Raw genomic sequence first — 26,600 nt, 5'->3', positions numbered from 1 at the left:
CGGCGCAATTGACAGAGTCCCGCCATGACGTCGACTGTTGAACTTCCTATCTGGCTGTTTGTCCTGATCCTGCTGTTTGCGATTGTGACTGCGGCGAGCCATCTCTTGTTTCCCTCAGTGCGCTGGTTTTTCCGGCGGAGGATGGAGCGTGTTGTGGCCAAGGTGAATGACCGCTTGGAGCGGCCGATCGAGCCTTTCAAGCTGGCACAGCGCCATGACATGATTCAGCGCCTGATTTATCAACCGGACGTCACAAAGGCCGTAGCAGAACATGCTGCGCAGGAAGGCATACCGGATGCGGTGGCCTTTGAAGAGGCCAAACGCTATGCGCGTGAGATTGTGCCCTCCTTTTCGGCGACCATGTATTTTGGTGTGGCGATCCGCATTGCGCGGTTTCTGAGCCGGGCATTTTATCGCGTGCGGCTGACCCATGTGGATGAGGCCGCACTTAAGGACATTCCGCAGGACAGCACCGTTGTGTTTGTGATGAATCACAAGAGCAATATGGATTATGTGCTTGTGACCTATCTGGCGGCGCAGCGGTCGGCTTTGTCTTATGCGGTGGGCGAGTGGGGGCGGGTCTGGCCGCTCAGCCGCCTGATCCGGGGCATGGGCGCCTACTTCATTCGACGTCGCTCCCGCAGTGATCTGTATCGCAAGGTGCTTGCGGCCTATGTGCGTCTGGCCACCGAAGCGGGGGTGACGCAGGCGATTTTCCCGGAAGGGCGGCTCTCGCTGGATGGGGCCCCGCAGGATCCCAAGCTGGGGCTTTTGAAATACATCACCGATTCCTATGAGCCGGAGGGGCGGGATGTGGTGTTTGTGCCAGTAGCGATCAATTATGACCGGGTGCTGGAGGATCGCATTCTGCTGGAGGCCAAGGCGCGCGGGGGCAAGGGATTTCGGGCGCGCATCAGTGTGATTGTCGGGTTCTTCTTCAAGCAGCTCCTGTTTCGCCTGCGTGGCAAGGTGCATCGCTTTGGCAACGCGACGGTGCGGTTTGGGCAGCCTGTGTCGCTGCGGGGCTTTGCCCATGCGGTGGAGGGCGATGTGGCGAAACCGCTTGGAGTGGAGCTGATGCGGCGCATCAATGCGGTGGTGCCGATCTTGCCGGTGCCGCTTTTGGCCAATGTGCTGGAGGGGGCTGAGGAGCCGATGACGCGGGCACAAATCTCTGAAACGTTTGAGGGGCTTTTGGCGGGTTTGCCGGAAAACAGGGCCCAGTTTATGCGCGCGGCGCCTCAAGAGGTTCTTGAGAGTGCTTTGCAGACATTGCTGGGGCGTCGGGTGCTGCAGGAAAGTGACGGAACGTTCTTTGTGGACCCCAAACAGAGCGACATTGTCGGCTTTTATGCCAATTCTATTAGGCATTTGCTGAAGTGATTGTGCGTGTGCAGCGAAAAATGCTGCGATTGCGAGGTCATAAAATTACAAAATGAACCTCTTGAAGGTTGCAATGTTACCCTCTCGCCGATATCTCGGTGGCAGGAACGCGATTCTGCATCGCGGCAAACAAGGTAACAGGAGGCGAAGATGGCTCTGGACACTGAAAACAGCATTGCAACCTATGATGCGCCCAAGAAAGATCTCTATGAAGTAGGTGAAATGCCTCCGATGGGGCATGTGCCAAAGCAGATGTATGCTTGGGCGATCCGCCGGGAGCGTCAGGGTGAACCTGATAAGGCGATGCTGCAGGAAGTTGTGGATGTGCCGACGCTGGACAGCCATGAAGTGCTGGTTCTGGTGATGGCCGCTGGTGTGAACTACAACGGCGTCTGGGCGGGTCTTGGCGTGCCGGTTTCCATGTTCGATGTGCACAAGCAGCCTTATCACATTGCCGGTTCTGATGCCTCTGGCATCGTTTGGGCCGTGGGTGACAAGGTGAAGCGCTGGAAAGTGGGCGACGAAGTTGTGATCCACTGCAACCAGGATGACGGCGACGACGAGCACTGCAACGGTGGCGACCCGATGTATTCCGACAGCCAGCGCATCTGGGGTTATGAGACACCGGACGGGTCTTTCTCTCAGTTCACCCGCGTGCAGGCACAGCAGCTGATGCCGCGTCCCAAGCACCTGAGCTGGGAAGAGAGCGCGTGCTACACGCTGACGCTGGCGACGGCGTACCGCATGTTGTTTGGCCATGAGCCACATGATCTGAAACCGGGCCAGAACGTTCTGGTTTGGGGCGCGTCCGGTGGTCTGGGTTCTTATGCGATCCAGTTGATCAACACCGCCGGTGCCAATGCGATTGGTGTGATTTCCGATGAAACCAAGCGGGACTTTGTGATGGGGCTGGGCGCCAAGGGCGTTCTGAACCGCAAAGACTTCAACTGCTGGGGGCAGCTTCCGACCGTGAACACCCCGGAATATGCGGAGTGGTTCAAAGAGGCGCGTAAGTTCGGCAAAGCCATCTGGGACATCACCGGCAAGGGCGTGAACGTTGACATGGTGTTTGAACACCCCGGCGAGAGCACCTTCCCTGTCTCCACCTTTGTGGTGAAAAAGGGCGGTATGGTTGTGATCTGCGCGGGCACATCCGGCTTCAACTGTACCTTTGACGTGCGTTACATGTGGATGCACCAGAAGCGTCTGCAGGGCTCTCACTTTGCGCACCTCAAGCAGGCTTCTGCGGCGAACCAGTTGATGGTGGAGCGTCGTCTGGACCCTTGCATGTCCGAAGTCTTCCCATGGGCCGAGCTGCCTGATGCGCATATGAAAATGCTGCGCAACGAGCACAAGCCGGGCAATATGTCGGTTCTGGTGCAGGCTCCCAAAACCGGCCTGCGCACGCTGGAAGATGTGCTTGAGGCTGGCAAGTAACACTCACGGATCGGTCAAACGGGTTTCCCGTTTTCCTCCAGCCCTCGGAGCCGCAAGGCTTCGGGGGTTTTTCTGTTCCGGATCCTGAGTGTCGATCGGGGTAGATGCGGTTTTGGGTTTCTTAAGGCCTGCGTTGTAGGCCGTGAGAGATTAAAAAGCGGAGATACCTGATGAAATTGACCAGCATGATGGCCGCAGTGGCCCTTTCAGTGAGCACTTGGGGGAGCGCACAGGCGGAGACCATTACCTTTGCTGCGGGAGAATGGGCCCCTTACATCGGCGCGGAACTCCCAAACAATGGCCTGCATTCTGAGCGTGTGCGAGAGGTGATGAAGGCGGCGGGCTATGACATTGCGCTGGAATATATGCCCTGGAAACGCTCTTTTGAGCTGACCAAGAAAGGCGATTATGTCGCCACGTTCTCCTGGTCGCGCACAGACGAGCGTCTGGCGGATTTCCACTATCCTGAAGTGGCCGTAGATGATCAGACGGATGTGATTTTCTACAGCAAAAGCAAATATCCCGATGGGCTGAATGTGGCCTCTATTGATGACATTCAGGCGCAGGGGCTCTCGGTGATCGGCTACTCCGGCTATTGGTATGAGGCCGAGTACAATAAGCGCGGTATGGAGATGCGTACGGTGACCACGCCAGAAAGCGCTTGGAAACTGTTGAACTCTGGCCGGGTGGATGTATTGATTGAAAACCGGGTTGTCGGGGAGCTTTCCGTGCAGGAGGTGCTGGGTGATGCGGCAGGTGATATTGCCGTGGCTGCTGAGGTGCGCGCAGCGCCGGTCTATGTGTTGTTTTCAAAGGCCCACCCCGACGGTGCGGCGATGCGCGATGCCTGGGATGCGCATGCGAAGTAAGACGCAGATCTGCATTTGAACACGCCCCCGCGCCAGTGATGGTTGCGGGGGTTTTTTATTGGAAAAGATGGAGAATTTTGCGAGCCTCTTTGGGGACATGGAGTGTTTGAGATGTCTGAGATGGATCATGATTTGCGGCGAGAGTTGCTGCGGCTGCTTGATGGGCTGGAGTTCTATCGCAATTGGCGCCTTTCTCGACTGCGTGCGACCAAGGGGGAGGTGACACAGGAGGATCTCAATCAGATTGTGATGCCTGCGTCAGTCTTCATGGACATATTTGAGCGCTCCAAAGGGGCTGCGCGGCGGGCTGTGCTCAAAGAGGTGCAAAAATGGTATGCCCACACGGCAAGCGATTTGCAGCAGTGGCGCGTCTCTGGCGGGCTTTACACAGATGGCGATGTTGAGGCGTTTCTGACGGCTTTTCGGGAAGCACAGGGTTGCAGCTTCTGGGAGGAAAGCGGGTATCTGAAAAAGCTGGCGCGGAAGGTGTTGAGGCGTGGCTGCATTGTACGGGAGCAGGAGTTCTATGCGCTGCGGGAGCTGGACATGGATCTGTCTCAATCGGTTTTGACGGAGGCGGAGATGGGGCGGTTGCGGGCGCTTTTGACGGCTTATGAAGCGCAGCAGAAGGCGGATTGATGCGCGCAGGGAAGGTGCGCAGTGAATGCGCACCCTACGGGGGATTGGTGTGACCGGGGCGATGAGGGGGCGAGATGCGCGATGCGTGGGATGCGCATGTGACGATCTGCGTATGCACAGGCCCTCGTGCCAGCTATGGTGCAGGAGGCTTTTGTTTGTAGGGGCGCATAAACCTAAAATGGGGCATGTCGCATCACCAATCCGAGGTATTCAAAGTGCATCAACCGCTGACAGCACAAGAAAGAGTTTTGACGGTGGCCTTGGCAACGTGGCTGCGTGAAGAAATGATTAACAGCTTATTGGATCCTGAGTTGGGATTTGATCCGGACACTTTGTATGATATCGGGCAAAGTAACTACGAGTGGGGATGTGATGCTCTTTCTGCAATCGGCGTGCTTGAATTTGTCGAGCTGTGCATATGGCGGATTAAGTGTCCGTTAGGCGCAGATATTATTCTTCCTGAGAAGGTCGGTCGCGAACACCTCGATCAATTGTTGGATGCGCTTGTAAAACAAGCCCCATATGTTTCTGAACTCTTTCGCTTCTATGAACCTGTAGCTCCTAAGACTGAAACTCTTTTGGTTTTGTGTGAAGCATTGTGCGATTGCGGCTATATGGAGCGCTTTTGTAGAGGAAAGTATGAATGGCACGACCGGTTTGGACCTTGGATGGTTTGGAATGGGGAATGGGATTTGCTTGAATTCGAACCTGCGCCAAAAACCGAAGTGGAAGCCGTTCTTGCGTCTCTGCCAGATTGGCTTGTGAATGAGTTGTCTGACATTAAATGCACGCGCCCAGGTGCATTCCTGCACACCTATTTTCAGCATTGGGTTTCTAACGAGTGGCAGGAAAACATATTCAGGTACAGGATGTTCCCCAGCGATGACATGGACTTGCCATTGGTCGCCGGATTGTACGAACAGATCCAAGAAAAATAGTTATCCGTTTTTTTGTTTCTGAGGCATTGCAATGCGGGCAGCGCCCGACGTCGGGTGGGCGATGTTTGTTTCGAATTGCCGGGTGATCTGCCAAATTCACGGGCCTGTATGGCGGTCGAGACATTGCAAAGTTGCGCTCCCGCAGGGAAGGTGCGCAGTGAATGCGCACCCTACGGGGGATTGGTGTGACGGGGCCGAGGCGGCGAGGCCCCGGTTCACGACCGGGGCGGGGGGAGGGCAGAATGCGTCTGGTGCCTTGGGGGCGCGCCCTGTAGGGTCGCGCCATGAGCAGTACCTCCATCACATTCAGCCACGATCAGGCCGAGGCCTTTGACAATATCTCTCTCCTTCTCAAGGGGCTGGGGGTGGATCTGGAGCAGAGCCTTCTGACTCCGCCAGTGGAAGGCAAACAGGCCATTGCGGCGGTGACGGGGAAGGCGGGGTCTGGGAAGACCATGCTCTTGTCCGAACTTGTGAAGACGCTTGAAGAGGCGGGCGTGGAGATTGTCTCTGGCGATTATGAGGGCAAAAAGAAGAAGGATCAGCGCACGCTGGCCATTCTGGCGCCCACCAACAAGGCGGCGAGCGTGCTGCGGATGCGCGGCGTGCCCGCAACCACAATTCACCGCATCATTTATACGCCGGTTTATGACCCGGAATATGAGAAGATTGCCGAGTGGCTGGCCGAAAATGGGGAGCGGCCGGAGATTGAAGGGCTGACCGATGAGGCGCTGGATCGGGCGCTGGAGTTTTACAAGCTGCATAAATCCATTCCCGGCGCTCTGGCAGCGGCGGGGCTGCGGGGCAGTGATTTTATCACTGGCTGGAAGCGGCGGGATGATCCGCTAGACATTGGCTTTATTGATGAAAGCTCGATGCTGGATGACAAGCAGTTTGATGATTTGAAAGACATTTTCAGCACGCTTGTGCTGTTTGGGGACCCGGCGCAGCTGGCCCCGGTGAACCAGTCGGGGGCGATGGTGTTTGATAAGCTGCCGGCCCCTGCGGTTTACAATCTGGAGCGCATTCACCGGCAGGAAGCGGACAATCCGATTTTGGATCTGGCTCATGCGCTGGCGGATCCGCAGCTGGGGTTTCAGGATTTTGAGCGCATGGTGGAGGAGACCGCCCGGCGCGATGATCGGGTGCAATATGCCCAGCGGGTGGAGGTGGATCTGATGGCGCGCTCGCCGGTTCTGGTGTGGCGCAATGCGACGCGCATCCGGCTGATCCATGCCTTCCGCCATGTGCATGATGCCCCCGAAGACGCGCTGCTTGAAGGGGAGCCGCTGATCTGTGACGGGATTGAGCTGCCGATGAAACATCGCAAGAAGCGGTTGGATCTGGAGGCGCGGGGGCTCATTAAAGGGGCGCAGGTGATCTACCTTGGCCCCGGGCGCAAGCCGGGATTTTCGCGGTTGCATGTGATGGGGGCGGAAGACCCGCGTGTGTCTGCGGCCTCGATTGTGAAGATTGAAGCGCCGGAGGAAGAAGAGCCGTTTATTCCTTTTGCCGCGCGTATGGGGGCGACGTTTCTGCATGGGGCGGCGGTGACCATTCACAAGGCACAGGGGAGCCAGTGGAAGGATGTGCAGGTGTTTGCGCCCGATCTTTATGTGGCGGCGCGGATGAACCGGCAGGAGGCGGGCCAGCCGCTGTGGAAGCGACTGGCCTATGTGGCCATCACCCGGGCCAGTGAGCGGCTGCATTGGGTTGTGCGCAATCGTTTGGCCAAACCCACGGGGCCTTTGGTGGTGGATGATCTGATCGCGGCACCCGCCCCGTTGACGTTGCAGGCGCAGGAGGAGAGCGCATGAGCCTGAAGAGTGTGATTGTGACCGGCGCAAGCCAGGGCATTGGCAAAGCCACCGCAGAAGCGTTTTTGCAGGCGGGCTGGCGTGTGGGGGTGCTGGCGCGCAGTGCGGATAAGCTTGCGGCGCTGGCTGAGACATATGAGCATGCCATCGCCTTGGAAGCGGATGTGACGGATGCTGCGCAGATGGAGCGCGCCTTTGACCACTTTGTTGCGCGCTGCGGGCGGCTGGATGTCTTGTTTAACAATGCGGGGATTTTTGGCCCTGCGGGAACCATTGATGAGATAGATCTGAGCGGGTTTGATCAGGTGCTGAATGTGAATGTGCGCGGCATGTTCATTGCGGCGCAGCTGGCCTTTGCGCAGATGCGACGGCAGGATCCACAGGGCGGGCGGATCATCAACAATGGCTCTCTGGCGGCGCATGTGCCGCGCGAAGGAGCGGTGTGTTACACGCTGAGCAAACATGCGATCACGGGGCTGACACGGTCTCTGTCACTGGATGGGCGGGCGTTTGACATTGCTTGCGGGCAGATCGACATCGGCAATGCGGCCACGGATATGGTCGCCGGTATCAACGAGCGACTGGTGGCTGAGGGTAAAGCGCCCAACCCATCTATGGCGGTTGAGGACGCCGCAAAATCGGTGCTGCATATGGCGGAGCTGCCGCTCTCGGCCAATGTGCAGTTCATGACGGTGATGGCCACCAAGATGCCCTTCATCGGGCGGGGGTGAGGAGCGCAGTCGTGTCTCAAGACATTCTCAATAAGGTTCTTCTTCGCGCACAAATTGCCTCTAAACGGACTGATTTCTCTGACGTTTTATCAAGCTCAGTGTTCCCTAGATTATCTGCGAAAGATCTGTCAGACAGCGTTTTGGAGCTTGGGTTTGAGCCTCCTGCTCTTTACGTTGCCATGCTGCAAAGCATCGGCAATGGGGGCTTTGGCCCTGGATATGGTCTGATGGGGCTTGTGGGCGGTGCAACTGATGATCAGGGACAAACGGCCGTAGATTTATACAAGTGTTTTGCGGAAGGTGATCCTGACGAGCTGACATGGAAATGGCCGCAAGGTTTGCTTCCGGTTTGTCACTGGGGCTGTGCGATCTATTCTTGCATTGACTGCGTTAGCGCGGATGCATTGGTAAAGACATGGGATCCGAATGCGTGGGAGGAGGGGACGTCGCCTGAAGGAGCGATCCACTCCACGGGGATGTCATTGGCTGACTGGCTTGAGAATTGGGCCAATGGGGTTAACCTGTGGGAAAAGATGTTCCCTGCGCTTTAAGTTTTACCTCTTGTTTTAGAACGTTTGCACTGTCGCTGCGAAACACCATGTTTCGGCAAATTTCCAGAAAGCAACGCCCACGAAAAACCCCCGACCGGGGAAGGTCGGGGGCCAAAGGTTTGGTGCTGAAAAGCGCTTATGGAAAAGGTCTTTGGTCGTCAGAATATTTTGGTCAGTTGCCGCGCGGCGCGGGGGCACCGCGCGACATGGGTAATAGGGTCTTTAGCCAATCAACCCGCCGTCGCTGCGACGGATGGCGAAGACGCCGGAGCGCGGAACGGAGGTGCCGCCATCCGGGAAGTGCGAATTGCCTTTTTCACCGGGGTGCTGAATGCCCACAAACATGGTGCGGCGATCCGGAGACCAGCAGACACCGGTGACTTCACATTCTTTGGGGCCCACCAGAAAGCGGCGAATTTCACCGGTCACTGTATCCCCTGCGAGCATCTGATTGTTGCCCATGCCCGCGAAATCTCCTTCATCAGAATACTTCCCGTCGGTCTGGATCCACAACAGGCCAGTGCTGTCAAAGGCCATGCCATCCGGGGCATTGAACATATTTCCGGCATTGATGTTCTCGCTGCCTGCATATGCGTCACTGTGGATATCGGGGTTCCCGGCAAGCGCGTAGAGGTTCCAGCTAAACCCGTTAGAGCTGTGATCGTCTTCATCTGGCATCCAGCGGGCGATTTGACCGTAGTGGTTTTCCACGCGGGGATTGGGGCCATTGACAGAGGTGTCATCGCCACCGGCGTTTGGTTTTTTGCCCCGGTTTTTATTATTGGTGAGCGCCACATAGGCCTCTGCCTTGGTGGGGTTCACGGCGACCCATTCGGGGCGATCCATTGTGGTGGCGCCGACGGCGGAGGCGGCCTGACGGGTGTGGATGCGGATTTCGGCATCTGACATGCCGGTGGTTTCCGGCGTCAGCGCCAGCCATTCCCCGCGCATGTCATCGTGGAATTTGGCCACAAAGAGATCGCCATTTTCCAGCAGATCGGCATTGCTCCCGCCGGCTGTGTAGGTGCCATGGGAGACAAACCGATAGAGGAATTCCCCACGTTCATCATCGCCCAGATAGACCACGGCTTTGCCATTGGGGGCGAGAACCACGGCGGCGTTTTCATGTTTGAAGCGACCGAGGGCGGTGCGTTTTTTCGGAGTGGATGTGGGATCAAACGGGTCGATTTCCACAATATATCCCGCACGGTTTGGCTCATTGGGGGTCTGAGCCACATCAAAACGCGGGTCGATCTTGGCCCAGCCATAGCCCCAGTCTTTGGCGGAGACACCATAGCGTTTCAGCTCAGCGGAGACGTCGTGATTTTCGTCTTCGGCAGAGAAATAACCGTTGAAGTTTTCTTCGCAGGTCAAATAGGTGCCCCAGGGGGTCTCCCCATTGCCGCAGTTGTTCCAGGTGCCCTTGCTCTTGCGCCCGGAGGGATCATCGGCGGTTTTTAGCAGGTCATGGCCTGCGGCGGGGCCGGTGAGATCCATCTCGGTTTGTGGCGTGATGCGGCGGTTGAGATCGCTGTCGATCACCACTTGCCACTGGCCCTGATCATCGCGGTCCACTTCAAAGAGAGAAACCCCATGGGCCATCATGCCTTTGGCGATGTCATCCTCAGAGACCCATGTGCCGTCCGGATTGTTGCCCCAGAGGATTTTGCGGTTGGTGTATTCATTGTTGATCGCCATGACGGTGCGCCCGTCTTTGGTGAAGATCGACATGCCGTCATTATTGTCGCCAAAGGCGCGGGCCTGACTGGCGGCGGTGCCGCGGCTGGCCTCATCAAAGGCGGGGGTGTCAGAGAAGAGCGGATCGCCCCAGGTGATCAGTGGCTGCCATTCAAAGCCGTCAGGCAGGGTGATGGTATCCTCTGTGTTGGCCGCCACCTGTGCAAAGCCGAAGCGATCTGCCGGTGCGGCCTTGCCCTCACGGCTGAGCAGAGTGGTGCCCGCCAGAAAGCTGCCCAGACCAAACGTCATCACCCCGCCAAGAAACCCGCGCCGGGACAGGGCCTGATCGACCACTCGATCAAAATCGGTCTCCTCCGCGCGGGGGGAGATCACCTCGTCAATCTCATCAAAGGAGAGATCATCGATCTGGGGTCTTGTGTGCGTGTCGTGAGGCATTCCTGGCTCCTAAGGCTTGGAGAGGCCCAGAGAAAGCCCCGAGAAGGTTGGGGGGCTCTGCAGGCATCTGGGCCGGTTGCGTTAAGGAAATATTAGGAAGCCGGTGAATCAGACAGATGACAAGAGGATTTCAATTTTGTGACGGGTGTGGATTTGCCGATGCTCTGGATCTGGGCAAGAGGCCGGGCTCTGATGCCGCCCGCGCCCCCTTGGGGGCGCTGGGCCCAACATCTGGCAGAGGCCCCTTTGGGGGCTCGAAGATGGCGGGAGCTCTGTGTGGTTTATGCTCTGCGCTGCGGTCAGGAGTGTTCTGATAAAAGGTTTTGGACGGAGAGCGGACGGCTGTACATCTGCAGGCTGCCATCGCTGTGGCGGGGCCATTCGGCCGGGTCGCGGTCTCGGTAGAGTTCCACGCCATTGCCGTCCGGGTCGTTAAAATAGACTGCTTCCGACACCCCGTGATCAGAGGATCCCAGCACCGGATAGCCCGCCGCCAGCACCCGTTTGACCGCCGTGGCCAGATCCGCGCGGCTGGGATAGAGGATCGCGGTATGAAACAGCCCGGTGTGGCCTTCCGGGGCTGGGATGCCATCTTTGGAGCGCCAGGTGTTGAGGCCAATGTGGTGGTGATAGCCATCGGCCCCTAAAAAGGCTGCCTCTGTGCCAAGGCGGGTTTGCACTTCAAAGCCGAGCACATCTCCGTAAAAAGCAATCGCGCGGTCTAGATCGGCGACCTTCAGGTGGACATGCCCGATACGGGCGGAGGGGGCGTAGGGCGCGGTCATAGTTGGCTCCTGATTGTTGCGATGATCCGTAATGTTAGGGGCCTTGGGGCATTGCGAAACCCTCAGGAGCGCGCGGCGGCTGTGCGTGAGCGCGCATAGGCTCCCCCAACGTCGCCTGTGTCGCAGGATTGCAATGATACAGGTGCTCTGGCTTTCTGCTGTCAGGGGCCGCGGCAATCGGGGCGCGTTGGTGAGGAGAGCGGATGTGATTAAGAGTTTGAAGTATGTGGCGCTGGGCTTTGCAGCGCTCATGGGGGCGGGGTTTGCAGCCAGTTTTTTGTGGCCGCAGAAGACGGCTGAGGTGATGCTCAAAGGCTTTGTGGCCTCAGCAGGCCTGTCGCGTCATGTGGTGGAGACCCCTTTGGGGCCGGTGCATTATCTCCAGGGCGGGGAGGGCGAAACCGTTGTGTTTTTGCATGGTATCTTTGCCCTCAAAGAGCATTGGGTGGATATGTCCCGGCAGATTTCCGGCAGCCATCGCGTGATCTTGCTGGATTTGCCGGGCTTTGGGGAAAATCCGCGTCTGTCACCAGAAGCCTATGATCTGAACCAGCAGACCAAGAATGTGCAGATGGTGCTGGATGCGATTGGGGTGGAGCGGTTTCATGTGGCGGCCAACTCCATGGGCGCACATATGGCGATGGTGATGGCGCAGCAGGCACCGGAGCGGGTGCAAAGCGTTGCGCTGATTGGCAGTCCGATCAATGTGGCCGCACCAGAACTGAGCGATATGCAGAAGGCCATAGAGGCTGGACAGGCCCCTTTGGTGGTGACCTCTCAGGAGGGGTATGAGGCGCGGATGGCATGGCTGTTTCCCGATAAACCGCCGTATTTGCCTAAACCCATCATGGACAAATGGCTGGCCGAAGAGGTGGCGCATGCAGAGATCAATCGGGAGATCTGGCAGGCGGTGGGCCGGTCAGAGGTGCCAAACCTGGAAGAGATGGCCCCGGATGTTTCCCAGCCTGTTCTGATCCTCTGGTGTCAGCAGGACCGGATTTTTCACCCCTCCGGGGCTGCCGTTCTGGCGCAGGCCTTGCCTGACAGCACTGTGATCATGCCGGAGGGCTGTGGCCATCTGCCGATGCTGGATCGCAAACGCGCCAGTGGCAAGGAGTATGCAGAGTTCTTGAAGGCCCTGTGACCACAACAAAAAGCCCCGCCGGAGGAGCGGGGCTTTCTTATCTGGGCTGAAAGGCGCAGTTAAGCGCCGACCATACCGACAATCTCGTAGGTTTTCTTCAGGATCGGTGCTGCGATCTCGCGGGCCTGATTTGCGCCATGGGCGAGAATTTTGTCGATCTCATCCTGATGCTGCATGAGGCGCGCCATTTCGGTGGAAATCGGCGCGAGTTTTGCCACCGCCAGATCGGCCAGCATGGGCTTGAATTCGGAGAACTGCTTACCACCGACCTCTGCGAGCACCTGCGCCACAGTCTGCTCTGACAGGCCCGCGTAGATGTTGACCAGATTGCGTGCCTCTGGGCGATCCTCAAGGCCGTCTTTCTCAGAGGGCAGGGCCTCTGGATCGGTTTTGGCTTTGCGGATTTTCTTGGCGATGGCGTCCGCGTCATCGGTCAGGTTGATGCGGGAGGCATCAGAGGGGTCAGACTTGGACATTTTCTTGGTGCCATCGCGGAAGGACATCACGCGGGTGGCCGCGCCCTCAATCACCGGTTCGGTGATGGGGAAGAAGTCCACGCCATAGTCATGGTTGAACTTGATGGCGATGTCGCGGGTCAGCTCAAGGTGCTGTTTCTGGTCCTCGCCCACGGGCACATGGGTGGCGTGGTAGACCAGAATATCCGCTGCCATCAGGGCCGGGTAGGCAAACAGACCCAGCGAAGCATTCTGAGAATTTTTACCAGCTTTGTCTTTCCATTGGGTCATGCGCTGCATCCAGCCCATGCGGGCGACGCAGTTGAAGATCCAAGCCAGCTGCGCATGTTCGGCAACCTGACTTTGGTTGAACAGGATCGATTTTGCAGGATCGATGCCCGCCGCAATGAAACCGGCGCAGAGTTCGCGGGTGTTGGCCGCCAATGTGGCAGGCTCAAGGAATTTTGCGGTGATCGCGTGCTGATCGACCATGCAGTAGACGGTCTCATGAGAGCCTGCGTCCTGCATATCGACAAAGCGCTTCATGGCACCGAGGTAATTGCCCAGCGTCAGGCCACCCGAGGGTTGAATCCCGGAAAAGACGCGTGGGGTAAATGTGGAGGACGTTTGGACCGCCTCTGTCATTGGAAATACTCCGTCTGGATTTGTTAACGCGCTTGGCTTACCTACGGGGCCAAACCCCGTCAAGGAGCGCAGGCATGTCCCACCCCGATGATCAAAGTCCCGTGAACCCGTTGCCCCCGGTGGTGACGGCGCTTTTCCTGTTGCTGGCGGGGGTGGAAGCGGCTTTGTGGCTGGGATCCCAAGGGATTGTGGGCGGGCCCACGTCTGTGGGCTGGCGGCTCGAAGCGATCCAGCGCTATGCGTTTTCCGCTGATATTTTTGACTGGATGGTTGCGACCGGCCAATGGCCGATGGAGCATGTGATCCGTTTTGTCAGCTATCTGTTTGTGCATGCCAATTTCACCCATGCGCTGTTTGGCGGTGTGCTGTTGCTGGCGATGGGGAAAATGGTGGGAGAGGTCTTCTCCGGTGCGGCCACTTTGGCGATTTTTCTGTGCTCTGGGGCCGTGGGCGCGCTGGGCTATGCGGTTGTTTTGAACAGCGCCGTGCCGCTTCTGGGGAGCTATCCCGGGGTCTATGGGCTGATCGGGGCCTTCACTTTCCTGCTGTGGACACGGCTTGGGGCCGTAGGAGCCCCGCAGGCGCGGGCCTTCTCGCTGATTGGTATGCTGGTGGGCATTCAGCTTCTGTTTGGTCTGATCTTTGGGGGGAACCCGGATTGGGTGGCCGATGTGATCGGTTTTGGCACCGGGTTTTGCCTGTCTTTTGCCCTGACACCGGGCGGATGGCAGCGGATCCGCGAAAAGATCCGCCGCCAGTAGTGTTGTCAAATCGGCTTAGGCGGCGCTTGCAGCGCCGTCGTCTGTTTTGGACAGATCGCGCACGGCAAAGGCCAGTGCGATGGCGCTGATGCCGTTGGACAGCAGCTCCACGGCCAGCAAGACGCCCAAGAGCACCGCGGCAGATTGTGGGAAGTTGCTGAGCACCATCGCGCCCAAGACAATGGAGACCACAGCGGAGAGCAGCATTGCCAGACGTGCGGTGCCTTTGAAGTTGAACAGGCCGAAGCTTGCCTTGAAGGCACCAGATACCAGAAACAGAATGCCGGAGACCAGGGTCAGCGACAGCAGGCCCTGAAGCGGTTCAGCCACGATGTGCACGCCGATGATCATGGCCAGCAGGCCGATCAGCACGCCGGCGATTTTGGCTCCGGTCGAGGCGGATCCAAAGGAGGCGAAGATCTGAAAGCCGCCCATGAAGATGAAGCTCCATCCCACAAACAAGGTGGCGGTGACGGAGGCGGCGAAAGGGTTCGCCAAGGCGATGAGCCCCAAAATCAAGGCAAGAATGCCCACAACCAAAAGTACTATCCAATTACGCATTTTGCTCTCCTAGAGATACAGGTGTGAGGTCACTAAAACCCGTTTAGGCAGTGAAGCAACCGTTTTTTATGTGGTGTCAGGATCAAGTCCCATGAATGTTCCACACTGGTGCAGAAACACGAGAGGGTCTTGAACCTATGGCTTGCTGCGGCGGGCTGCGGCTTTCAGATCGGCAGGGTCAAAGGCTCCAATCAATCGGCCTGTGCCAAAATAGACTGCCATGCCGAAGCTGATCAATGCCAAGAGCGCCAAATAGCGCCAGCCGGGGGTGCCAAACCATGGGATCAGCACAACCCACGCGCTCCAGACTGCTCCGCCCATCACCGCAGCGGCGATGCAGATGCGCCACAGGCGGCGGCGCAGGCGGGCGTCAAATTTGGCGGTGTCGCCAAACTGACGGGCGCCAATGGCCAGTTGCAGCACCATCAGCCAGGCCGAGGTGGTGGCGGCAACTGCCGGAGCCATCCAGCCGATCAGGGGCTGCAGACCAAAGGCGAGACCGGCGTTGACCAGCATGGCCCAGACCGCATAGCGGAAGGGGCGTTTGGTGTCTTCGCGGGCGAAGTACAGGGGCTGTAGCAGTTTTTGCAACACAAAGGCAGGCAGCCCGACCGCGTAGATCGCCAGCGCCACGGCAATTGCCGCGCTGTCATCGCCGCTGGTGGCACCGCGTTCAAACAGCACGGAGACCAGGGGCAGCGGGATGACCAGAAAGGCCACAGCCGCGGGGATGGTGAGGAACATGGAGAATTCCCCGGCGCGGGAAAAGGCATAGCGCGCGCCTTCGGCATCGCCTGCTTTCAGGCGGCGGGACAGATCGGGCAGCAGCACAATGCCCACGGCGATGCCAATCACGCCCAGCGGCAATTGATAGAGCCGGTCAGCCGCATACAGCCAACTGACCGCGCCGGGGGTGGCGGAGGCCACGATCTGTCCGACCACAAGGTTGATCTGTGAGACGCCGCTGGCAAAGGCGGCGGGCAGGGCGATGCGCACCATCTGGCGCATCTCTGGCGAGAGGCGCGGGGCTTTGAGACGAATGCGCAGGCCCGTGGCGCGGGTGGCGCTCCAGACCAGCAGCAGCTGTGCAATCCCTGCCACGGGCACGGTCCAGACCAGCCAGAGCACGACATCGCCGCCCACGGCATGGCCAATCAGCAGGGCGGGGATGATCAGGATGTTGAGCAGCACCGGCGCGGCGGCGGCGGCGGCAAAGCGGCCGGTGGCATTGAGCACGCCCGAGAAAAGCGCGGCCAGCGACATGAAGAAAATATAAGGGAAGACAATGCGGCCAAAACCCACTGTCAGATCAAACCGTTCGTCTGCGGCAAAGCCCTCGGCGGTGAGCCAGACCAGCGCAGGCATGAAGATCATGCCAAGTGCTGTGAGCAGGACCACGGCGGTGGACAGCAGGCTGAGCGCGTCGCTGGCAAAGCCCTCGGGGTTTTCATCGCCCTCCAGCCGCTTGGAAAACATGGGCACGAAGGCCGCGTTAAACGCCCCCTCGGCAAAGAGGCGGCGGAACATATTGGGCAGGCGGAAGGCGGCAACAAAGGCGTCCAGCACGGGGCCGGGGCCAATCAGGCTGAGCAGGAGGATTTCCCGGACAAAGCCAAGCACGCGGCTTGCCAATGTCCAGAACCCCACCGTGAGAAAGCCGCGCATCAGGCGGATGGGCTTCATGAATTGGCCCTTTCCGCACCCTGTTTGATGGCATCACGCAGCTTCTTTTCCAGCGCGCGCTGTTTACTGTCAGCGTGGAATTTCAGGCCGAACATGTCCTTGACGTAGAACGTGTCGACCACCTGTTCGCCGAAGGTCGCGATCACGGCGGAGGCGATGTAGACGTTGGAGCTTGCCAGTGCGCGGGTCAGATCATTGAGAAGGCCCGGACGATCGCGGCTGTCGACCTCGATAATTGTATAAATTTCAGAGCCTTCGTTATCAAAGGTGATGGTGGTTGGCACGTTGAAGGCACGTTCGCGTTTTTTCAGAACATCACGGGATTTGATAGCTTCGGTGGTCACAACCTCGCCCGCAAGCGTGCGTTCGATCATGGTGCGCAGGCGCGGCAGGCGGGACGCTTCATAGGGTTTGTCCTCACCATCCTGTACCCAGAAGGCGGCAGTGGCATAGCCGTCTTTGGAGGTGAAGGTACGGGCATCGACGATATTGGCCCCCACCAGCGCCAGCGCGCCGCACATGCGCGAGAAAATACCGGGGTGGTCGGCCATGGCAAAGCAGACGCGGGTGGCATCGCGGTCATCGTCCGGGTGCAGGTCGATGCGGATTTCATCATCCGGAATATCACGCAGCAGCTCTGCAAAGACCTTGTGGGCGGTGATGTGTAGCCCCTGCCAGTAGGGTTCATAGTGGCGCGCGGTCTCTTTTTTGAGATCCTTGGCAGGCCAGTCAGAGAGCTCTTCGCGCAGCAATTTTTTGGCCTTGGTGCCGCGGTTTTCGCGGGTGATCGCCTCCATGCCGTCTTCCAGCACCAGCTTTGTCTGGCGATAGAGCGAGCGGATCAGCACGGCTTTCCAATTGTTCCAGGTGTTTGGTCCCACGCCCCGAATGTCGCAGACCGTGAGCACGGTCAGCAGGTTGAGGCGTTCTACAGTTTTCACGGCTTTGGCAAAGTCGCGCACGGTGCGGGGATCGGCGATGTCGCGTTTCTGCGCCATATCTGACATCAGCAGGTGATAGCGCACAAGCCATTCCACCGTTTCGCTGTCCGCTTTGTTCAGACCCAGACGCGGCGCCACTTTGCGCGCGATCTGTGCGCCCAGTACGGAATGGTCGATGTCGCGGCCCTTGCCGATGTCATGCAGCAGCATGGCCACCATCAGCACCTTGCGGTTGATACCTTTCTTGAGGATCTCAGAGGACAGCGGCAGCTCTTCCTCCAGCTCTTCGCGTTCAATCTTGGCGTAGTTTGAAATCACCTGAATGGTGTGTTCGTCCACCGTGTAGGAGTGGTACATGTTGAACTGCATCATGGCGACGATGTGTTCAAATTCCGGGATGAAGGCCGCGAGCACGCCCAGCTCATTCATGCGGCGCAGGGCGCGTTTGGGGTTGCCGTGTTTGAGCAACAGATCTAGAAAGATGCGCTGTGCTTCGCGGTTTGCGCGGAACGTGTCATCAATCAGATGCAGGTTTGCGGTGACCAGACGCATGGCATCTGGGTGGATCAGCATGCCGGTGCGCAGGCCTTCCTCAAAAACGCGCAGCAGGTTGAGCGGGTTTTCCAGAAACGCCGCCTCATCGCTGACGTTCAAGCGATTGTGCGTGACCTTGTAGCCGGGTTTCATGCGCGGGCGGCGGCGGAAGATGCGATCCAGCAGAGGGGCCGCTTTGGCGTGGTCTGCTTCTAGTTTGGTGAGCAGGATGCGGGTCAGATCGCCCACCGATGTGGCGTGGCGGAAATAGTCCTGCATGAAATGTTCGACACCGCGGCGGCCGCCTTTGTCGGCATAGCCCATACGATCCGCAACTTCGATCTGCACATCAAAGGTGAGCTGTTCGACCGGCCGACCCGCGATCAGGTGCAGGTGGCCGCGCACGGCCCAGAGGAAATCTTCGGCGGCAATGAAGCGTTCGAGCTCATCCTGATGCAGCACGCCCATGGCCACGAGTTCGGAGACATCTGAGACGTGATAGACGTATTTGGCAATCCAGAAGAGGGATTGCAGATCGCGCAGACCGCCTTTGCCCTCTTTGACGTTGGGCTCCACCACATAGCGCTGGCCCTGTTTCTGATGGCGGCTGTCACGTTCTCCGAGTTTGGCCTCGATGAACTCGCGCTCTGTGCCCTTAAACAGCTCCGCCTCAAGCCGTTTGTCGAGTTCTTCGGCGAGGGGGGCGTAGCCGCGCAGGAAACGGTTCTCCAGCAGGGCGGTGCGGATGGTGAAATCCTCACGTCCCAGGCGGATGCAGTCTTTCACAGTGCGGGAGCTGTGGCCGACCTTAAGGCGCAGATCCCAGAGGATGTAGAGCATGGATTCAATCACGCTCTCTGCCCATGGCGTTATTTTATAGGGCGTCAGGAACAGCAGGTCGACATCTGACTGCGGGGCCATTTCTCCACGGCCATAGCCGCCAACAGCGAAGAGCGCGATCCGTTCTGCTTCGGTTGGTGTGGAGAGCGGGTAGAAGCGGCGGGTGGCAGCAAAAAACGCGCAGCTGACCAGACAATCGGTCAACCATGTATAGGAGCGGGTCATGGCGCGTGCCGCGCGTGGGTTCTCCTGAAAGGCGCTGGCGATTTGAGCCATGGCGACTTTGCGCTGGGCCAAAAGCAGCGTCACAAGCTCTTTGCGCAGCACGTTTTCCTTGCCGTCCTGCTTAAGAATTTCGGCAATGGCCTGTGCCACTTCGGCACGGTTGAAAATGTCATCTGCGGCGCAGATCAGCCCCGCTGTGGGCGGGGCTGGAAAGATGTCACCGGCTTTAGAAGCCAGCGCCTCCAAATCTCGTTGGGGCAGGGTCAATGATTACTACCTTCTTGTCGCGGATTGTGGCCACAGCCATGCCGCGTTCGTTCGTTCCGTCTGAGAGCAGGCGGAAGATGCCGTTCACACCTTGAAAGCCTGCGCCCTGTGTCAATGCGTTGCTGGTTAGAGCGTCCTTTTTGCCCGCTTTGACCAATGCGCCGATGGCGGCGATCCCGTCATAGGCCAGACCACCAATAGGGTGTGGCAGGCCCCCATAGGTCTGAGCATAGCGGTTTTGAAACTGTTGCGTGAGGGCTGGATCTGGCATGGCGAACCAGCTGCCCTGTACGCCGGGCAGTTCCAATGTCTGTGCCGGGATGTCCCAGCGTGTCAGGCCCATATATTGGATGGTGTCAGGCCCAAGCCCCGATTCTGGCAGCAGTTGTGTCAGCAAAGGCAGGGCGCCTGAGGTGTTGGAGGTGAAGAACAAGGCATCTGCGCCGCTTTGCTCGGCAGAGAGTTTGATCTGGCTGACGGCTGCAATCACGCCTTCTTGTGAGAACTGGTAGCCAACCGCACCGGCATTGTCTGCGCCTTTGGCTGCGATGGCCGCACCAATGGCCTGATTGCCAAGCTGGCCTGAGCTGTTTTCAGAATAGACCGACATGATGTTGGTTTTGTCATTGGCGCGCGCATAGGCCACCAGACGTTCCGCGGTGTTGCCAAATGTGGGGCCAAGTACAAAGAGGTTACCGCCGGCAATGGTGGTGTTGTTGGAGAAGGACAGCACGTTCACATTGCGGGCCGCGACCGCTGTAGCCGCCGCATTGGCGGCTTCGCCAAAGACCGGGCCGAGAATGATTTTTGCACCTTCATCCACCGCTTTGATCGCCGAAGCCTGCGCGGTGGCAGGATCGCCCGCCGTGGCATAGACGCGCAGATCAATCTGCACTCCATCCAGATCGGCAATCGCCAGCCGGGCGGCGTTTTCAAGGCTTTGGGCCAGAAGGGCGTCGCCTGCGTTGTTGGAGCCCGCGGGCACCAGAAGCGCCACGGGTACGGGTGCGGATGTCGAAATGGTCTGGCCGGTGTTGCCTGTTGGCAGATCACAGCTTGCCAGAGCCAGGGTCGTGGCCCCGAGGACCGCCCCTTTCACAAAGCGCCGGGCAGGTTTAAGAAAAGACAAAAGAGACAAAAGTTCCACTCCCGTTGGATTGCGCCTGTGATGGTAACGACGTGATTGTAACGACAAGTCAATGCCAGTCGCATTGGCGCAGATAATAAACGAGTGGAAAGGCGGGTCCAGATATGAATTTTCAGAAAGTGAAATTACAGCCGGGATTATACTTTGTCGCCACACCTATCGGTACGGCACGTGATATCACCTTGAGAGCATTGGACATTTTGGCGTCTGCGGATGTGATCGCCGCAGAAGATACCCGTTCGATGAAAAAATTGCTTGAAATTCACGGAGTGGCTTTGGAGGGGCGGCCTGTGCTGTCGTATCATGATCATTCCGGCGAGGGCGCGCGCGCCAAGCTTTTGGCGCATCTGGAGGCTGGTCGCAGTGTGGCCTATGCCTCTGAAGCAGGCACGCCGTTGATTGCGGATCCGGGCTATCACCTGTCTGTGGCGGCGGCAGAAGCTGGGCATCTTGTGACCAGTGCCCCCGGACCCAGTGCCATTATCACCGCCTTGTCGCTGGCGGGCTTGCCAACAGATTCGTTTTTCTTTGCGGGGTTTTTGCCCAATGCCAAGAAGGCGCGCCAAACCGCGTTGGAGGCCGTGCGGGACGTGCCGGGTACCTTGGTGTTTTACGAATCCCCAAAGCGGGTTACGGCCATGGTGGCGGATGCGGCGGCTGTTCTGGGCGGCGCGCGCAAAGCAGCGGTGGCGCGCGAGTTGACCAAGAAGTTCGAAGAGGTGTTGCGCGGCACATTGGACGAACTGGCGCGTGATTTGCCGGAGCGGCAGATCAAAGGCGAGATTGTTGTGCTGATTGATCGTCAGCGTGGTGAAGCGGCCAGTGAGGCCGATGTGGAAGCTGCCTTGAAAGAGGCTTTGGAGACACTGTCGGTGCGCGATGCCTCTGATGCGGTGGCCAAGGCCTATGGCATCAACAGGCGCAAAGTGTATCAATTGGCGTTGAAGCTGCAAAAGGCGGAGTAGGCCGCCTCAAAGTTGCGGTATTTGGTGTTTGGTGATGCGTAAACCGGGTAAGCGGGCACAGGGGCAGGGCAATTATCATGCCGGGCTTGCGGCAGAGGAGATCGTTTTGCGCCACTACATGGCGCAGGGGCTGACCCTTGCCGCACAACGCTGGCGCGGCCATGCTGGCGAGATTGATCTGATTTTGCACGCCGGTGACGGGTTTGTCTTTGTTGAGGTCAAAAAGAGCCAGAGTTTTGCGGGTGCTGCCGCGCGGCTTTTGCCCAGACAGGTGGCGCGTCTGCAGGCGGCGGCGCAGGAATATGTAGCCGATGCGCCTTTGGGGTTGCTCACGCCGATGCGCTTTGATGTGGCCTTGGTGAATGGGCAGGGCGCGGTTCACATCCTTGAGAATGCGCTTTGGGAATAAGTGCTGCCCCATTGCAAGCGCGCATGGCATGGGCCATGTAGGTAGGGACTTTTATTCAGGGTGCGCACATGAAAATCGCCTTTCAAATGGATCCGATCACCTCGGTGGATATCAACGCCGACAGTTCCTTCCGGCTTGCCGAAGAGGCACAGGCCCGTGGGCATGAACTGTTTTACTATTCGCCCGATCATCTGGCCTATGAAGAAGGTGAGATCACCGCGAAGGGCCACAGCATGGTGGTGCGTCGCGAACAGGGCAACCATGTGGATCTTGGCCCGCTGGAACATGTGAGGCTCAAGGATTTTGATGTGGTCTGGCTGCGGCAGGATCCGCCGTTTGACATGCATTATATCACCAGCACGCATTTGCTGGATCGGCTGGCACCAGAGGTTCTGGTGGTGAATGATCCCTTCTGGGTGCGCAACTATCCGGAAAAACTGCTGGTGCTGGATTTCCCTGAACTGACCCCGCCCACGACGATTGCGCGGGATCTGGAGACCATCAAGGCCTTCAAGGAAAAGCACAGCGATGTGATCCTCAAGCCGCTTTACGGCAATGGCGGCGCAGGCGTGTTCCGGCTCGATGCCACGGATCGCAATCTGACCTCGCTGCATGAACTGTTCACAGGGTTCAGCCGCGAGCCGCTGATTGTGCAGAAGTTCCTGCCGGATGTGTCCAATGGCGACAAGCGGGTGATCTTGGTGAATGGTGAGGCCGTGGGCGCGATCAATCGCGTGCCCGCCAAGGGGGAGACACGCTCCAACATGCATGTGGGGGGGCGCCCAGAGAAGGTGGGGCTGACCGAGCGGGATCTGGAGATCTGCGCCAAAATCGGGCCGTTGTTGCGTGAGAAAGGCCAGATCTTTGTCGGCATTGATGTGATTGGGGATTACCTCACGGAGATCAATGTGACTTCGCCGACCGGCATTCAGGAGCTGGAGCGGTTTGACGGGGTCAATATCGCGGAGAAAATCTGGGAAGCGATCGAAGCCAAACGTGCCGCGCTCTGATCTGGGGCAAACCTCTGCGGCAGGCGCGGGCAGGCTCGGCGTGAGCTGAGCCGGGCCCAACGCCAAGCGGCGCCCTTGGGGCGTTGTCTTGGGGGCGGGAGCATTAAATCTCTTCGGTGGTGCTCAGGCGGAAGCTGATGGCTTCGGCCAGATGGGGGCGGCGGATCTCGGCGCTGTCACTCAGATCTGCAATGGTGCGTGCGACGCGCAACACCCGGTGATAGCCCCGTGCCGAAAGCCCAAAGCGTGTGGCCACCTGAGTCAGCAGGGCGCGACTGTCTTCGTCCAGTTCACAGATATCTTCCAGCATCCGCCCCTGCATATCCGCATTGGCGCGTAGCGCACTGTCTGTGCCAAAGCGCTCTGTCTGGCGCAGGCGCGCCGTGGCCACACGGGCTGCAACCTGTGCAGAGCTGTCGCAATCATTGGGCAGGGCGAGATCCTGATAGGCTACTGGCGGCACTTCGATGCGCAGATCGAGCCGGTCCAGCAAGGGGCCTGAGAGCCGCCCGAGATAGTCATTGCCACAGTCTGGCACGCGGGCGCAGGCCTGTGCAGGGTCAAACATATGGCCACAGCGACAGGGGTTGGCTGCGGCCACCAGCATGAATTTGCACGGGTAGGTCACATGGGCATTGGCGCGTGCGATCATCACCTGTCCGGTTTCAATTGGTTGGCGCAGGGTTTCCAGCACCGGGCGGGCAAACTCTGGCAGTTCATCCATGAACAACACACCATTGTGGGCCAGAGAGATTTCGCCGGGGCTGGCGCGGCGACCGCCGCCCACGATGGCGGCCATGGAGGCGGTGTGATGGGGTTCGCGAAAGGGGCGTGTGCGGGAGATGCCGCCCTGATCCAGCAGGCCCGCGATGGAGTGAATCATGGAGGTTTCCAGCGCCTCTGTCGGGGTGAGCGGCGGCAGGATGGAGGGCAGGCGGGCGGCCAGCATGGATTTCCCAGAGCCGGGCGGGCCAACCATAAAGAGGTGATGGCGCCCTGCGGCGGCAATTTCGAGTGCGCGTTTGGCGCGTTCCTGTCCTTTTACATCGCGCAGATCCTTGTGGTTTGGCGGGCTGAGCACTTCGCCGGGCTTGGACGGTGGGAGCGGCGACTGGCCGGTATAGTGGCGCACCACATCTGCCAGTGTGGCCGCGCCGATCACCTGCGTTGCGGTGACCCAGGCGGCTTCGGGGCTGGACACACGCGGGCACAGCAGGCTGCGGTCTTCTTCTGCGGCGCTCATCGCGGCGGGCAGGGCCCCTGTCACCCCCACCAGAGAGCCATCCAGCGACAGCTCGCCCAGACTGACGGTGCTTTCAGAGGCGTCTTCGGGAATGATGCCAATCGCTGCCAGCAGGGCCATGGCGATGGGCAGGTCAAAATGGCTGCCTTCTTTGGGCAGATCAGCGGGGGAGAGGTTGATGGTGATGCGTTTGGAGGGCAGGGCAATGGCCATGGCGGCCAGAGCAGAGCGCACACGATCGCGCGCCTCAGAGACGGCTTTGTCCGGCAGGCCGACAATTGAGAAGGCGGGCAGGCCGGGCGTGAGCGCGCATTGCACCTCAACCTGATGGGCCTCAACCCCTTCAAAGGCCACCGTATAGGCGCGTGCGACCATGGCAAAACCCCGCCAGAAACATGCTTAACAAACGTTAACCATGATGGCGGGGGGAGGTTAGCGAAAGGTTAATATGCGTTAGAGCAGCGCCATGAAGGCGGGCCAGGCTTCGGGATCTGCCACGGTTTTGTCGCGGCAGAACGCATTGCACATGCCAAAGATGCGCCCGTCGATTTCCATCAGATGGGTGACGGGTGTGCCGGAATAGGGGCAGAGCGTGTTTTCTGGCGTGCCGCTGTCCACGGCTTTGGCGGCATGGGATTTGGGGCCGGGCCAGTCTTGTGTTTGGAAGTCTTTTGCATACCAAGGCAGGGTGGCGCCATGCACCATGCCCATGGCGCGCCAGCGGCGGAAGGCCGGATCCGCCAGATGGGCCTGCACGTAAGTCTGCGCGGTGGGGCCGACGGGAAGGTTGTAGCCTGCGATCCGCGCCGCCACTGGAGCATAGAAGGCATCGGCAACGCTATAGGGGCCGCAGAGCCAAGGGCCATGCTCTTGCGCATCTGTGACGCCACGTGCGTGTTCCCAAATAACTTCAAGGCGTTGCAGGTCTTGCTTCACCGCGTCAGAGGGGGCGGTGTCCACATAAGAAAGGCGCAGGTTCATGGGGCATTCGCTGCGCAGGGCCATAAAGCCCGAATGCATTTCGGCCGCAAGGTTGCGGGCCGTGGCGCGCGCGATTGGGGGCTGTGGCCAGAGGCCTGCATCTGGATGGCGGCTGGCCAACTCTTCTGCGATGGCGAGGCTGTCTGACAACAGCGCGCCCTCTGGCGTGCGCACTGCGGGCACCGTGCGCGCGGGGGCAATTTTGGCCAGTTGTGCGCCGACGGAGCTGTCGGCAAAGTCCACCATTGTGGTGCTGCGGGAAATGCCGAATTTTTCAAACAAAAGCCAGCCGCGTAGCGACCAGGAGGAATAGGCGTAATCGCCGAGATACAAATCATAGGTCATGCCAGCACTGTAGCATGCGTAAAATCATCACCATATCGAATTTATTTGATAGATTTGATCACAAAATATGATTTATTGTCTGTGTGCTCCAGCCGGTGTCGTGCCGTGTGAGGGAGGTCAGTGACAGGTTGTCGATGCGGTGGCCAAAGACTTCTTCCGTTGTCAGGCGCTCTGCACGCTGGATTTGGGTCAGGATCACTCCAAAGTGCACCACAACGATCAGTTTGCCACCGCGGTGGGTGTCAATCAAGCGGTCCATGGCCGCATCCACGCGCTGGGCGACCTCATTCCAACTTTCGCCATTGGGCGGTCGCACATCTCCGGGCGTTTCCCAATAGGCGCGAATGCGCTCGGGATCCTCAGCTTCGATTTCTTTGAAGCTGCGCAGCTCCCAGTCGCCAAAGTTGATCTCGCGCAGGTGAGGGTCATGAGGCAGGCGCAGACGGTTGCCTTGAATGGCATCTGCGGTGGCTACGCAGCGTTGCAGATCCGAACTGATCACCAGACCGTCTTGTGGCAGATGGTCAGACAGGCGCGCCAGCGCGGCGGTGTCGGACAGATCGGCGGGCAGATCGGACCAGCCCACCATGGTTTTTGCATGGGTCGGGCCGTGACGCACGAGATGGATTTCTGTCATGGCAATTGTCCTTTCAAAACCATCGGCAGGCCAGCGACCACAAGCACCGCAAGATCGGCCTGTGCCGCGAGCGCCTGATTGAGGGTGCCTTGCAGGTTTCGGAACCGCCGGGCAAGGGCATTTTCCGGCACCACATCGAGACCCACTTCGTTTGAGACCACAACCACCCGTGCCGGGCAGGCGGCCAGCGCGGCCAGCAGATGCGCCTGTTCTGTGGCCAGATCGGTTTCAGCAAACATCTGATTGGACAACCACATGGTGGCACAATCCAAGAGCACCACCGCATCGGCGGGCAGATCTGCAAGCGTGTCGGCCGCCTTCAGGGGGGCCTCGATGGTGTGCCAGTCCGGGCCGCGCTGGACCTTGTGTTTGTCCACTTTGGCCGTCATTTCCGCATCAAAGGCCTGCGCGGTGGCAATGTAGATGCGTGGGGCCTGCTGCGCCATCACCAGCGTTTCTGCGAAAACCGATTTGCCGGAGGCGGCGCCCCCGAGAATGAGACTGAGCTTGGGCAGCATCAC

At 58.9% G+C, this 26,600-nt stretch carries 24 protein-coding genes; 13 read left to right on the top strand and 11 right to left on the bottom strand.

The genetic code is table 11. The features are described 5' to 3' along the window. Window positions 1-24 precede the first annotated feature (24 nt). From J7382_RS12360 to J7382_RS12325, 8 genes are all read left to right on the top strand, one after another. Window positions 25-1,383: a 1-acyl-sn-glycerol-3-phosphate acyltransferase gene (locus J7382_RS12360; protein WP_209069322.1), complete on the top strand. Its 1,359-nt coding sequence runs from the start codon at window positions 25-27 to the stop codon at window positions 1,381-1,383. Between the two features lie 150 nt (window positions 1,384-1,533). Then, the gene (gene ccrA, locus J7382_RS12355) at window positions 1,534-2,820 is read left to right on the top strand and encodes a crotonyl-CoA carboxylase/reductase (protein ID WP_209069321.1); all 1,287 of its coding nucleotides are present in this window, start codon (window positions 1,534-1,536) and stop codon (window positions 2,818-2,820) included. Between the two features lie 170 nt (window positions 2,821-2,990). Next, entirely contained in the window at window positions 2,991-3,689 is a 699-nt protein-coding gene (locus J7382_RS12350) for a transporter substrate-binding domain-containing protein (protein ID WP_058241445.1), read from the top strand. A 111-nt stretch (window positions 3,690-3,800) separates the two neighbouring features. Further along, window positions 3,801-4,328, top strand: coding sequence for a hypothetical protein (locus J7382_RS12345; protein ID WP_209069320.1), 528 nt, complete (start codon window positions 3,801-3,803; stop codon window positions 4,326-4,328). Between the two features lie 185 nt (window positions 4,329-4,513). After that, window positions 4,514-5,266 (top strand): hypothetical protein, encoded by a 753-nt coding sequence (locus J7382_RS12340; RefSeq protein WP_209069319.1) that lies wholly within the window; start codon window positions 4,514-4,516, stop codon window positions 5,264-5,266. 284 nt (window positions 5,267-5,550) lie between these two features. Then, window positions 5,551-7,083, top strand: coding sequence for an AAA family ATPase (locus J7382_RS12335; protein WP_209069318.1), 1,533 nt, complete (start codon window positions 5,551-5,553; stop codon window positions 7,081-7,083). Next, a complete protein-coding gene (locus J7382_RS12330; protein ID WP_209069317.1) occupies window positions 7,080-7,814 on the top strand; it encodes an SDR family oxidoreductase in 735 nt (244 codons plus the stop codon). The genes J7382_RS12335 and J7382_RS12330 overlap by 4 nt, the downstream gene beginning before the upstream one ends. An 11-nt stretch (window positions 7,815-7,825) precedes the next feature. Further along, the gene (locus J7382_RS12325) at window positions 7,826-8,365 is read left to right on the top strand and encodes a hypothetical protein (protein WP_209069316.1); all 540 of its coding nucleotides are present in this window, start codon (window positions 7,826-7,828) and stop codon (window positions 8,363-8,365) included. Between the two features lie 222 nt (window positions 8,366-8,587). Here J7382_RS12325 and J7382_RS12320 read toward each other — a convergent pair whose 3' ends face one another. Both J7382_RS12320 and J7382_RS12315 read right to left on the bottom strand, forming a co-directional pair. Then, window positions 8,588-10,501 (bottom strand): PhoX family phosphatase, encoded by a 1,914-nt coding sequence (locus tag J7382_RS12320; protein ID WP_209069315.1) that lies wholly within the window; start codon window positions 10,499-10,501, stop codon window positions 8,588-8,590. Window positions 10,502-10,800: 299 nt separating this feature from the next. Then, entirely contained in the window at window positions 10,801-11,286 is a 486-nt protein-coding gene (locus J7382_RS12315) for a VOC family protein (protein WP_209069314.1), read from the bottom strand. A gap of 205 nt (window positions 11,287-11,491) precedes the next feature. Here J7382_RS12315 and J7382_RS12310 point away from each other — a divergent pair, with 205 nt between their 5' ends. Continuing rightward, window positions 11,492-12,430 carry an alpha/beta hydrolase gene (locus tag J7382_RS12310; protein ID WP_209069313.1) on the top strand — a complete coding sequence of 313 codons (939 nt, stop codon included), beginning with the start codon at window positions 11,492-11,494 and terminating at the stop codon, window positions 12,428-12,430. A 59-nt stretch (window positions 12,431-12,489) separates the two neighbouring features. Here J7382_RS12310 and trpS read toward each other — a convergent pair whose 3' ends face one another. Continuing rightward, window positions 12,490-13,530, bottom strand: a complete 1,041-nt coding sequence (gene trpS / locus J7382_RS12305; protein WP_058241453.1) for a tryptophan--tRNA ligase — start codon at window positions 13,528-13,530, stop codon at window positions 12,490-12,492. Between the two features lie 74 nt (window positions 13,531-13,604). Between trpS and J7382_RS12300 the strand changes: the two genes are divergently transcribed. Further along, on the top strand, window positions 13,605-14,291 hold the full coding sequence (locus J7382_RS12300) for a rhomboid family intramembrane serine protease (RefSeq protein ID WP_209069312.1): 687 nt from the start codon (window positions 13,605-13,607) through the stop codon (window positions 14,289-14,291). A 15-nt stretch (window positions 14,292-14,306) separates the two neighbouring features. Here the strand turns inward: J7382_RS12300 and J7382_RS12295 are convergent, their stop codons facing one another. The 4 genes from J7382_RS12295 to J7382_RS12280 form a co-directional block, all read right to left on the bottom strand. Further along, on the bottom strand, window positions 14,307-14,852 hold the full coding sequence (locus J7382_RS12295; protein ID WP_209069311.1) for a DUF308 domain-containing protein: 546 nt from the start codon (window positions 14,850-14,852) through the stop codon (window positions 14,307-14,309). Between the two features lie 135 nt (window positions 14,853-14,987). Beyond that, complete coding sequence (gene murJ / locus J7382_RS12290) at window positions 14,988-16,535, bottom strand: murein biosynthesis integral membrane protein MurJ (protein ID WP_209069310.1); 1,548 nt, start codon at window positions 16,533-16,535, stop codon at window positions 14,988-14,990. Continuing rightward, window positions 16,532-19,321 (bottom strand): [protein-PII] uridylyltransferase, encoded by a 2,790-nt coding sequence (locus J7382_RS12285; protein ID WP_247745003.1) that lies wholly within the window; start codon window positions 19,319-19,321, stop codon window positions 16,532-16,534. The genes murJ and J7382_RS12285 overlap by 4 nt, the downstream gene beginning before the upstream one ends. After that, window positions 19,302-20,471, bottom strand: coding sequence for a penicillin-binding protein activator (locus tag J7382_RS12280; RefSeq protein WP_209069478.1), 1,170 nt, complete (start codon window positions 20,469-20,471; stop codon window positions 19,302-19,304). The genes J7382_RS12285 and J7382_RS12280 overlap by 20 nt, the downstream gene beginning before the upstream one ends. Window positions 20,472-20,593: 122 nt before the next feature. On the opposite strand from J7382_RS12280, the gene rsmI reads away from it, so the two are divergent. The 3 genes from rsmI (at window position 20,594) to gshB (ending at window position 22,873) form a co-directional block, all read left to right on the top strand. Beyond that, window positions 20,594-21,454: a 16S rRNA (cytidine(1402)-2'-O)-methyltransferase gene (rsmI, locus tag J7382_RS12275; RefSeq protein WP_209069309.1), complete on the top strand. Its 861-nt coding sequence runs from the start codon at window positions 20,594-20,596 to the stop codon at window positions 21,452-21,454. 34 nt (window positions 21,455-21,488) lie between these two features. Then, complete coding sequence (locus J7382_RS12270) at window positions 21,489-21,863, top strand: YraN family protein (RefSeq protein WP_209069308.1); 375 nt, start codon at window positions 21,489-21,491, stop codon at window positions 21,861-21,863. Between the two features lie 68 nt (window positions 21,864-21,931). Then, window positions 21,932-22,873, top strand: a complete 942-nt coding sequence (gene gshB / locus J7382_RS12265) for a glutathione synthase (protein WP_209069307.1) — start codon at window positions 21,932-21,934, stop codon at window positions 22,871-22,873. A 103-nt stretch (window positions 22,874-22,976) separates the two neighbouring features. Here the strand turns inward: gshB and J7382_RS12260 are convergent, their stop codons facing one another. The 4 genes from J7382_RS12260 to cobU form a co-directional block, all read right to left on the bottom strand. Continuing rightward, on the bottom strand, window positions 22,977-24,491 hold the full coding sequence (locus J7382_RS12260; RefSeq protein ID WP_209069306.1) for a YifB family Mg chelatase-like AAA ATPase: 1,515 nt from the start codon (window positions 24,489-24,491) through the stop codon (window positions 22,977-22,979). A 78-nt stretch (window positions 24,492-24,569) separates the two neighbouring features. Then, the gene (locus tag J7382_RS12255; RefSeq protein ID WP_209069305.1) at window positions 24,570-25,442 is read right to left on the bottom strand and encodes a glutathione S-transferase; all 873 of its coding nucleotides are present in this window, start codon (window positions 25,440-25,442) and stop codon (window positions 24,570-24,572) included. Window positions 25,443-25,500: 58 nt separating this feature from the next. Next, a complete protein-coding gene (locus J7382_RS12250; RefSeq protein WP_058241463.1) occupies window positions 25,501-26,079 on the bottom strand; it encodes a histidine phosphatase family protein in 579 nt (192 codons plus the stop codon). Beyond that, entirely contained in the window at window positions 26,076-26,597 is a 522-nt protein-coding gene (gene cobU / locus J7382_RS12245) for a bifunctional adenosylcobinamide kinase/adenosylcobinamide-phosphate guanylyltransferase (protein WP_209069304.1), read from the bottom strand. Before cobU ends, J7382_RS12250 begins: the two co-directional genes overlap by 4 nt. Between the last annotated feature and the right edge of the window lie 3 nt (window positions 26,598-26,600).

The organism is Shimia sp. R11_0 (assembly GCF_017744035.1).
GTDB classification, from domain to species: Bacteria; Pseudomonadota; Alphaproteobacteria; order Rhodobacterales; family Rhodobacteraceae; genus Shimia; species Shimia marina.
Note: the sequence above shows the minus strand (reverse complement) of the source record. Positions and strands in the feature narration are given on the sequence as shown.